Origin of the sequence: Sphingomonas aurantiaca (genome assembly GCF_003050705.1) — a bacterium.
Classification (GTDB): domain Bacteria; phylum Pseudomonadota; class Alphaproteobacteria; order Sphingomonadales; family Sphingomonadaceae; genus Sphingomonas; species Sphingomonas aurantiaca.
This window is the reverse complement of record NZ_QAOG01000005.1, coordinates 329839-339061: the sequence shown is the minus strand read 5'-3', so window position 1 is coordinate 339061 and position 9223 is coordinate 329839. Positions and strand designations below refer to the sequence as shown.

7 protein-coding genes, 1 tRNA gene, 1 rRNA gene and 1 pseudogene are annotated in these 9223 nt (G+C 63.5%); 5 read left to right on the top strand and 5 right to left on the bottom strand.

Annotation, left to right across the window (positions count from 1 at the left end; all coding sequences use genetic code 11):
* The first annotated feature begins 207 nt into the window (after positions 1–207).
* From rrf to C8J26_RS15675, 4 genes are all read left to right on the top strand, one after another.
* Positions 208–322 (top strand): 5S ribosomal RNA (rrf, locus tag C8J26_RS15690).
* Between the two features lie 81 nt (positions 323–403).
* A tRNA-Met gene (locus C8J26_RS15685) sits at positions 404–480 on the top strand.
* 7 nt (positions 481–487) lie between these two features.
* The gene (locus C8J26_RS15680) at positions 488–907 is read left to right on the top strand and encodes a hypothetical protein (RefSeq protein WP_107959178.1); all 420 of its coding nucleotides are present in this window, start codon (positions 488–490) and stop codon (positions 905–907) included.
* A 3-nt stretch (positions 908–910) separates the two neighbouring features.
* Entirely contained in the window at positions 911–1105 is a 195-nt protein-coding gene (locus C8J26_RS15675; RefSeq protein ID WP_107959177.1) for a hypothetical protein, read from the top strand.
* Positions 1106–1291: 186 nt separating this feature from the next.
* Here the strand turns inward: C8J26_RS15675 and C8J26_RS21195 are convergent.
* Both C8J26_RS21195 and C8J26_RS20940 read right to left on the bottom strand, forming a co-directional pair.
* A pseudogene (locus C8J26_RS21195) lies at positions 1292–2095 on the bottom strand (recombinase family protein); the annotation flags it as partial.
* Positions 2096–2097: 2 nt separating this feature from the next.
* The gene (locus tag C8J26_RS20940; RefSeq protein WP_156359562.1) at positions 2098–2244 is read right to left on the bottom strand and encodes a hypothetical protein; all 147 of its coding nucleotides are present in this window, start codon (positions 2242–2244) and stop codon (positions 2098–2100) included.
* Positions 2245–2442: 198 nt separating this feature from the next.
* Here C8J26_RS20940 and C8J26_RS15655 point away from each other — a divergent pair, with 198 nt between their 5' ends.
* Positions 2443–3114 carry a hypothetical protein gene (locus tag C8J26_RS15655; RefSeq protein WP_146168867.1) on the top strand — a complete coding sequence of 224 codons (672 nt, stop codon included), beginning with the start codon at positions 2443–2445 and terminating at the stop codon, positions 3112–3114.
* Here the strand turns inward: C8J26_RS15655 and C8J26_RS15650 are convergent.
* The 3 genes from C8J26_RS15650 to C8J26_RS15640 all read right to left on the bottom strand — a co-directional run bounded on the left by C8J26_RS15650 (position 3067) and on the right by C8J26_RS15640 (position 8822).
* The gene (locus C8J26_RS15650; protein WP_107959173.1) at positions 3067–4074 is read right to left on the bottom strand and encodes a hypothetical protein; all 1008 of its coding nucleotides are present in this window, start codon (positions 4072–4074) and stop codon (positions 3067–3069) included. The genes C8J26_RS15655 and C8J26_RS15650 overlap by 48 nt on opposite strands.
* A 630-nt stretch (positions 4075–4704) precedes the next feature.
* Entirely contained in the window at positions 4705–7860 is a 3156-nt protein-coding gene (locus tag C8J26_RS15645) for a DEAD/DEAH box helicase (RefSeq protein WP_107959172.1), read from the bottom strand.
* Positions 7860–8822 carry an aminotransferase gene (locus tag C8J26_RS15640; RefSeq protein WP_208631415.1) on the bottom strand — a complete coding sequence of 321 codons (963 nt, stop codon included), beginning with the start codon at positions 8820–8822 and terminating at the stop codon, positions 7860–7862. The genes C8J26_RS15645 and C8J26_RS15640 overlap by 1 nt, the downstream gene beginning before the upstream one ends.
* Positions 8823–9223 lie beyond the last annotated feature (401 nt).

Sequence of the window (9223 nt, the reverse complement as noted above, 5' to 3'; positions counted from 1 at the left end):
ATGACAACACTGGGTTCGCCCAGCACGTCAGACGATAGTGCGGATGATTAAGACGACGCCAGATTGCCAATCCCCTCGCCGTCGAGGGATTGGTCGAACACACTACAAACCTTGCACGGTATCGATTTTAAAACCCTCAAGCTTCGCCGCAAGGCGACGCTCGAGGGACCCAGATATTCACGTACGCATGTCGCACCGGCTCCATTGCCTGGTGGCTATAGCGTCGGTGTCCCACCCGATCCCATTCCGAACTCGGCCGTGAAACCCGACTGCGCCAATGGTACTATCGCTCAAGCGATGGAAGAGTAGGTCGTCGCCAGGCATTGAAGCCCGTGCGACATGCAAACACACGAATTCAAAACCCATTCACAATTGTCTCATACCCCTTCGCTAACGCGAATGTCGCGGGGTGGAGCAGCCCGGTAGCTCGTCAGGCTCATAACCTGAAGGTCACAGGTTCAAATCCTGTCCCCGCAACCATCTTGACTTGTCGAACCTCGGAAGCATCCGCTCCCGGGGGTTTCTTTTGTCTGGTCGGCTGGCTGATCAGAAGCATCGCTGCAAGCTCACCGGTCATTTCCACCTGCAATGCCCCATCGACCGATGTCAGCACGATGCGTCCGATAAGTCCGCGGATTACTTCCTGCGCCTCCGTGCGGCTGGCCTCGTTGGTGCAGGCAGACAGCAGATTCTCGACGCTGTGCCGGTAGATCTGCGCGAGCCGCGTATGGAACATCACGGGTCCAGACGGTTCGGCACTAGCGCCCAGAATTTCCTCCAGCGCTACCTTGCGTTGGCCCAAACGGCTCAGCTCCTCACGTACCAGCGATGCATCGACCCCCTTGACGATGGCGGCGGTCAGCCGCTCGATGCCCGAGATGATGCCTTTAAGTTCGTGGCGGTGTGAACCATGATCACGCTCGCGTTCGCGGGCGAGCCGATTGCTCTCGGCGACATATTTCTTGACGAACGCTTCGACCACGTCGGGCTGCAGCATGTCGTCCTTCAGCGGTGCCAGCACCTGCTCTTCGAATTCGCCGATACGCATCGTCAGTTTGTTGGTGCAGCCGGCGTCGGCGGAGTTGGTGTTCGCGTGACAACCTGAACGGAGCTTGCCGACCTTGCCATAGTTTGACCCGCACACTCCGCACATAACCTTACCCGTAAGCAGGTACTTCGGGCGTTGCTTGGCCCATAAGGGCGTCACATCGGAGCCGTGCGGACATGCAGTCTGCTCCTGGCGCGCCTTCACCTGTCCCCATAGCTCGTCGCTCACGATGCGCAGATGCAGGGCTTCGGCAGTCTTCTTCACTCCCTCGGCCGTCGCGAAGGCGTGTCGCTTGCCGGTTTCCGGATCCTTGCGGAACGTCTGACGCTGATGCTCGGGGCGACCGACATAAGCTTGGTTGTTGAGGACGCCGGTGCCTCGCTTCTTGTTGCCGTTGATCGTGGAGGCCGACCATTTGCCGCCCCGTGGGCCGGGTACGCCGCGACGGTAGAGGTCGGCTGCGATGGCCTTGGCAGAGCGGCCCATGGCATATTGTTCGTAGATCGACACGATGTGCGCTGAACCGGACGCATTGACCTTGAGGTACCCCGGGATGCGGTCGCCGCGTGCATCGAGCTGAAAATCCAGTTCGTAGCCATATGCTCGCCAGCCGGCATTGAGACCTTTCATGTGCCTATCGGCAAGCGCGTCGCGCGTCTTGCGCGACGTCGCCGAGATCTGCTCGGCGTTCATCGTCCCTTTCATGCCGACGTGCAGCCGCGTGATCTCCCCTTCCGCTACCGTCACCAGGCGGATACCGAGGAACTGCAACCGCTCGTAAACCTTGGCGGTATGTGATTGTCCACGCGATAAGCGGTCGAGTTCGTCCGCCAGCACGACATCGACTTCACGCCGTCCGCAGGCGGCCAGCAGTGCCTGAATGCCCGGACGGTTCAACGTTGCGCCAGAGATGGCCTCGTCGGCCCACGCACCGATCTCCTGCCAGCCGGCCTTGGCAAGATACGCCCGCATGTTGCCCTTCTGCACCGCGATGGTCTCTCGCTTTTGCATGTCGGTCGAATAACGGGCGTATAGCGCAACTCTCATCACTACATCTCCGTGTCGGTGCGGCTGTGCTCGCCAAGATGAGTCCGGGCGAGGTCGCGCGCAAGCAGCCGTGCCAGCGCCAGTGCCGCCTTCTGGCGGGCAGGTTCGGCAGGGAGGAGCGGCGGAGTAAGGCGGGGATGGTGTGCCATCCAACAGCCCAAACGAAAAAAGCATCGATCAACCCACGCGAGTCGTGGCCGAAAACGCAGGACCAGCAGCCGAAATCGGCCGCCGGTCCGATAGCGTCACATCCCCATGCCGCCGTTCATGGCTCGCGTCGCCATCAGGCTCAACTTCGTCTTTGGTGGGGTCCACGTTGCACGGTCGAACAAGGCGCGGCCATCAGCATGCCGACGACCGAGGCGGATCAAATCCTCATCGCGGTAATCACGGCCATCACCGTCCACCCGGTACCGCGCGATAAGGCGGCCTCCCGATCCGCGGAGCGCGAGCGTTTCCGCTGTGGTCATCGCACCGTCGGCGTCGATCTGGGACGAGTGGAACCGCACTCGCTCGCCCGAATGCGCGACCTGTGGCTCGAACGCGGCAAGTTCCTTCGGCTCGAAACCGGCGCGGCCGTGAGCACCAAGATAGATTATTGGCGGCGCCGGTCGAGCATAATGGGTTCGGCATTTCTGCAGTGCCGACACGGCCTGTTTGAGCGCGGCGCTGATCAAGTCTTCGCGGGCCTGGCGCTCCAACCACCTCACCGGATCTGTCGCAGTACCGCCTTGCGGGTGCGCGAAGCCACGGTCCGCTGCGCGCTGTACGGCGAGACGGCTGCTTGCAGCGATTTGGCCGTCGACCAACGAGTCGTTGAAGCGGTGCAGATCAAGATCGAGTTTGGTGCCACGATTTGCCGATACAGCGCGCCGCGCCGCATCGCGCACCTGATCGTGCAGCGCCTGCGGGCGCAGCTGTGGCTCGTTGCGGGCGCTCAGGTGCGCGAGACCGACGTGTCCCAGCGCGTGCTACGCGCGCTCCTGGGTTACCATGAGGATTCGGACATCTCCGGCTGAGGCAGTGCGGTCGCATCCAACCGCCCAGTTGATGAGAATCATGCGCGCGCTGTCGACGACCGTCGCTGCGTGTTCCTCTCCAGCCGCCATGGCATCGAAGTGGCGGCCTGCCGCGCCTGTGAGGCCTTTGAGCTGCATGCGCCAGCCACGCTGGCTCACCGTATCGCAGATGTACTGGATCGTCAGATTTGCAGCCTGCTCTTCCCAGCTGTTCGCGCGGCTTTTTGACGTCTTCATTGAGCTTAGTCGGTCCAGCTGAGCTATGCCGGTGGACGTCAACTCTTCCAACAGCAACGGCTCAAGCACCCGTTCGAAGTTCTTCTGTGGGAAGAGACGCGTCGATGCATCGCGCTCTGCTGCATCAGCGCGCCGCCACCACTCGCCATCCGAGCAAGACGAGGGCGCGATGATGCGACCGGCTGCCACATCAGCCGTGCGCGCAGCAAGTGCGCGCTGGTCCGCGGAACCGCTGTCTGGCAGGCCTGCCACCCCGGCCAGTTCCCGGTCGAGCCACGTATCGCCGTCGAACATCGCCTGCAGCAGTGCCGCCGACACCACGCAGTTGCGAACATCGTAATTACGCGAATTGTAGGTCGTACCGCGTAGCAGGTGCGGTACACCTAGTGCGGTAGCTATCGTATGAGCGAGATGGGCGCTTTGCCCAGTGGCCGGCTGCTCCGGATCGTCGCGTATTTCCTCGATCGTCATGCACCACGATGCCAGCACCATCCGCGCGCCATCCAGCGTGCTCGCCGCATGTACAGCGCCGTCGTCGATCTGGCGCGCAATGCCGGCGGCAATTCGGTCCGTCAGCCGATAGTCGATACACGGGTCATTTTGAGCATCGTCGAAGGCGTTGCACAAGTAGGCGTAGGCGATGCTTGCAGCCGTCTTCATCAGCTTCGCCGACGTCGTCGGCTCCTTTACGCCAGCGTTGTTATTGCCGATCGTATCCATCATTGTCTCCGTTCGTCCACGGAGCCTGACTCGGCATATGCTGACGATTGATTAAATGCGCCTGCCCGCCATTGATCAGCACGCCTTCAACATCGTCGAACCCGAGTCTCGCAGCACCAACGAAGGATCTAGTGCAAAAGGATCGAGGAACCTACGCACGTGAAACGCGCGCACGATACAGCGGCGGTGCGAGCGCTCGAAATTTGGAAGCGGAAAGGCCGTTTTTGGTGGAAAGCGGCCTGTCCGCTATCGGGCAGCGATCCACGTAAACGGACGTTCGTTCAGAAGGTGGGGCAGGGTGGCGAAGGGCCGGTTCCTGGTGGATAGCGGCCCGTCCGTTTTCGGGCGGCCCGTCGCTGTAAGCTGCCATTCGTTCAGGTGGCGGGGCAAAGGCCGGAGGTCACTCCCTGGTGGATTGCAGCCGGTCCGCTTTCGGGTGCTGAGATGGCGTAAGCGGCATGTCGTTCAGACGTCGCCGGCCGACAGCTGTGCGTCCTAATCCCGGTCGTTCACGGACCACGCGACCTAATCCGAATTCTGCCAATCCTTCAGTTCGCGTTGATCATCCCCGTCAACGTCACGAGGATCGCGGGGAGAGATGTCGCGGGTCACACCGGGCGCGCCACCCGCGGTTCAACCCGGGCGGAAAACCCGCTCGACCGACGCTTGGCCACCCCCCACGCGCAGCTCGAAATCGCTGCGAAACCGATTGACCCGCCCAAGCCGCGGATCGACCGTCACAGCAAGCTGGAAGCCGGCCGGATCAAGCCATTCGGTCTCATGGCCGCGCGCGATCGGGATGACCGAATAGCGCCCGCGACCGCCGTCGGTCCCGGTCAGCCGCGCCTGGGTGTCGAGCAAGGCTGCGGCCGGACGGACGCGGAACCCGAAGCCACGATCGCCCTGCAACAAGGCCCCGATGCTCTCGAACACATCGATCCGCGCGGTCGCATCCAGGTCGCCATAGCCATTGGCCCCCGCGATGATCGCACGGATCTTCGCCGCTACCGCGTCGAACCGGCGGCCGACCAGGGGCGTGAAGCCATAATGGTAGAGCCGGCGGCGCTCGGCCGGGTCGGGGTAGATCGTCTCAACAACACCGACACCGCGCTTGATGAAGGCGGCTTCGAGCCAGGCTTCGCGCGCGGCCGACACCGCGGTGAACGTAGTCGCCCACAGGGCCTTCAGCGCCTCCTCGGCGCGCGGCCGCGTCATCTCCGTTTCTTCGATTCGGGCGATCTCCTCGAGCGCGGTCAGGACGACGCCGTCGAGCTCATCCATCACATCGGCGAGCCGCGCGCGATCGTCGGTCGAGCCAGTGCCGGCATCCTCGCTCACCGCGCCCGGCGCCGTCTTCTCGAGCCATTCCAGGAAGTCGTCGGGCTGCACGCCCAGCAGCCGATTGGCCTGGGTCCAGATCCGGTCGAGCAACAGCGCGAGCGGGCCGTCGACCGCGTCGGCGTCTTGCTCCTCGATCAGAAGCTGCTCGCGCAAGATGTCATAATCCTGCTCGCGCTCGCGCATCTGCCGCCGCTGGGTGCGCTCATCGCCTGCCGCGGTCGACGAGATGTCGCGCGGCAGGGCGACCAGGGTCATGCCTTCAATCCCGCGCGCGGCCCCCGGCCTGCCGGCCCGCCCGGCGAGATTGCGGAACTCGGATGTTGAGAAACGCGTGATGATCTGCTCCTCCTTCGCCGCGTCCCACGACCGGCGCTTGAGCGACGTCAGGAAGATCAAGTCGAAGGGCAGGTTGACGCCTTCGGTCAACGTCGCGGTCGCGACCGTGATCGCGCAGATCTTCTTGTCGATCATCTCGATCATCAGGCGACGCAGCCGCTGCGGCATCTGGCCGTGGCTGGTTGCGATGCCCCGTTCGAGCAAGAACAGCTCGAACGAGTCCGGCCCGCAATAATCAAGGCAAGCCGCGCGCGCCTCCCCATACCGCGCCAGCAGATCGTCGGTCGGCGGCGTAAACCCGACCAACGCCTGCCAGGCCTCCAGTTCGAGCGCTTCCTTGAACCAGCGCATCGTCTGCTCCGGCTCCTGCGCGACCGAGATCAGGATCCGCTGATCCTCCTCGACGAGATGGAGCGCGGTCCAAAGGACGTTCAGGCAGTTGTACCGGTTGAGGCTGTTGCGCCACTGCGCCTTCAGCTGCGGCATTGGTGCGAAGCGCAGCGGCAGATAAACCGGGTCTTCCTCGCCGCGGAGGTAGAGCCTGCGCCCGTTCATCAGGTCGAGCAGAATCTGGCCGGGCGCCCCGGGCCGCGCCTCGAGCACGCCGATGACCTGACGCGTGCTGCGATAGCGCACGCCGACCGCCTGCGCGTCGGCGCGCCCCTCGATCCAGCGCGCCACCGGACCAGACGCGCCGCCCGCAACCGCGGTCAGCGCAATCCGGACGACGTCCGGACGCTGAGACAGAACACGCGACACCAAGGTCTCAAGTCGGATCGAGCGGTTGTTGTGGTCCGAGAAGCTGACCCTGACCACCTCGGTCGGCTCGGGCACCACCTGGTGCGCCTCATCGACGATCAGCAGCGCGAGGCGCGCCGTCAGCAGCGCACCCAGATAGCGAAGCAGCGCTTCCGCTTTCTCGACCGTGACGATCAGCACCACCGGCTCTTCGCTGGTGAGCCAATAGTCGGTGATGCCCCAGTCGGCGCCCCCGTAGAGGCCGGTCACGATCACATCGCCACGGAGTTCGGCGCTGAGCTTCGCCTCGACCTCGCCGGCGAGCGCGCGCGACGGCACGATGTAGAGGGCCAGCGGCCCAAGCGCGGTGTCCCGCTCGCGCAGCAGCAGTTCCTTGATGATCGCCATATTGGCTACGAGCGTCTTGCCCGAACCGGTCGGCGTGCAGAGCGCGAATGACGTCTCGTTCAGCAGCCGGTCGAGCCCGTGGATCTGCGAGACCCACAGGATGCCGCGACCCCGGCTGAACTGCTCGCGCGCATAAGTCAGCAGCTTGCCCTCGCGCTCGGGCCGTAGAGCGGCCAGCGCACGCAGCGGTTTATAGATGCTGGCGGCGATGAACCCGTCCGCCACCTGGCGGAGTAATCCGACGACGAGGGCCGCATCATCGCTGAAGGTCCGCGCCGCCATGGCGTCGAGCGCGTGCAGCTTGGCCATCGCAGTCTCCAGGCGAACGTCGTCGCCCCGGCGCAGGCAGTCGGCGACGAGCCCAAGAGAACGGATGAGCTCCACCGTGAACGCCCAGGAGACGCCGCGCTCGGCATCCTCGCCCGCCATCGCGTCTAGCAGGAACCGGCCAGCGCCGCGCCCGGTTAGATCGCCATTGGCGCGCCAGAATTGGGCCGCCCTGCGCAGCACCTGATCGAAATTCGCCTGTAGGAACGCTGCGTAGAGCTGGACGCCGTCATGCTCGGAGTCGATCTCGGCGAGTAGCCCCGTAGCCATCGCGGGCAGGCCGCCAAGCTGATAGGCTGCCGCCGCCAGCAGCTCAATCGGCACGATGCGGCGGATGCCGTCGTCGGCCCGCGACAGCCATTCGAGGATCTCGCCGGTGCGGCGAAAACAGTCGATGGCGCGGGTCGAGCCCGGCCCCTCGATCGAGCGAAAGATATGGGCAGCATGCAGGAGCCGCCGTGCGTCGCTGAGCTGCTGGACCGACTCGCGTTCGCCCCACGCGATCGTCGGCACTTGCCACGTCGTCTGGAGGCAGCGCACATAAGCGCGCGCCTGCGGGCGGGTTAGCTCGTTCTCGATTCCCAGCGACTGGCGGACCTCGTCCGCCAGCGCGAGGCGGTCCGCGTCCCGTTCGGGCATTATTTGCCTTCCCACAATGAAGCGTACAGCTGGGCGATGAGATCCTCGCCGCCATTGAGGATCACCTCGACGACCTGAAGATCATATCCCGCGGTGTAGTCCGCCGGCAGCTCTTCCCAGTCGATCAGACAGTCGCCGTCGCCGCGCCGCCTAGCGCCGTTCCCCACGATCAGGACCATATCGGTCCGCTCAGGCTTGTCGCCATCGCCCAACACGGCATGGTCGATCGAATAGATGGCCGAAGCATGTCCCTCGGGATCCTTTTCCTCAAGCAGCTTCTGCAGCTGGCGTAGGCCCCAGGGGATCGGGGAATCGCGATTGATCCCGTACCAGATGCCTTTGCCATTATGCTGGGAGACCCCGGTCTCCTCGTCCTCGACCTTTGGGCCGTACAGGAGCGACGCGACCGCCGACTTGGTGAGAGACAGGCGCCATTTGCATTCGCCGACGATCATCCGCGCGACCTCGCCGTCGGGGTTTAGGGAGATGCCCACGAAATCCGTACCGTGGCGCCCGTAAATTTCCCGCTCGCGCCCGGGGTCGGCCTTCAGCGCCCAGAGATAATTTTCAACGTCATCATGTTCTCGGAACAGGAAGATCGGAACTACCCAGGCGTGGCCGCCGACGAACTTGCCCTGGTAGGCTTCAGTAACCAGGCCGGCCATCACCTCGCCGAACAGGCCGCGCTTGGCCGTATTGGGCAGGCAATTGGGATAGCAGACCTCGGCCGGCCGTCCGCCGTCAGGATGCAGGTCGATGCCCAGCTGATCGTGAAAATATCCACGCGCGTCGAGATGGGCAGACTCGAAATAGGGGCGTAGCGCGGCTGCCAGCGTCGCATCGCACGCGCTGATCTGCTCAAGCAACAGATGCCCGTAGGTTCCGTTCGCCTCGATCGAGCCCAGCGGCTTGAGCCAAGTGTTCAGCGCTGCCATCGGCGGCGTAACGTTGTGCAGGGACATGACGGCCTATCATTTAAAAGACTGTGCTAGAATCCGCGTCTTAGTATTCGATCCAGAATGGAGGCTTCTAAGTCTCGCTCGCGAAGAGGAAGCCGAACAGCCGACCGAGCCAGCCAGAAACGTCCGGTCTGTGACTGTCTCGCACGCGCTCGTCGATTTAAATCGTGCAGCAGCGGCCCCCGATTGCATTTTGCCATAAACGTCGACGCCCCCATTCAACGCTCCTGAAACTTGCTCATACTGACCCCTGCCAACGCTCTATTAATGTGACTGACGCGGAAACAAGCGCAAGGCAACTACCTCCTGCAAAGCACCATCAAATTGTGTTCCGCGAAGTCACAGGCAACCGCACGCTCGCGGTGGTCGCGGCGTTACGCTACGCAATGACAGGTCTACATAGT

What these genes read in the sequence shown, in the direction of transcription:
- C8J26_RS15675 (WP_107959177.1), top strand. Translation starts at nt 911, where the DNA reads ATGATCACGCTCGCGTTCGCGGGCGAGCCGATTGCTCTCGGCGACATA.
- C8J26_RS15650 (WP_107959173.1), bottom strand. Translation starts at nt 4,074, where the DNA reads ATGATGGATACGATCGGCAATAACAACGCTGGCGTAAAGGAGCCGACG.
- C8J26_RS20940 (WP_156359562.1), bottom strand. Translation starts at nt 2,244, where the DNA reads ATGGCACACCATCCCCGCCTTACTCCGCCGCTCCTCCCTGCCGAACCT.
- C8J26_RS15655 (WP_146168867.1), top strand. Translation starts at nt 2,443, where the DNA reads ATGCCGACGACCGAGGCGGATCAAATCCTCATCGCGGTAATCACGGCC.
- C8J26_RS15645 (WP_107959172.1), bottom strand. Translation starts at nt 7,860, where the DNA reads ATGCCCGAACGGGACGCGGACCGCCTCGCGCTGGCGGACGAGGTCCGC.
- C8J26_RS15640 (WP_208631415.1), bottom strand. Translation starts at nt 8,822, where the DNA reads ATGTCCCTGCACAACGTTACGCCGCCGATGGCAGCGCTGAACACTTGG.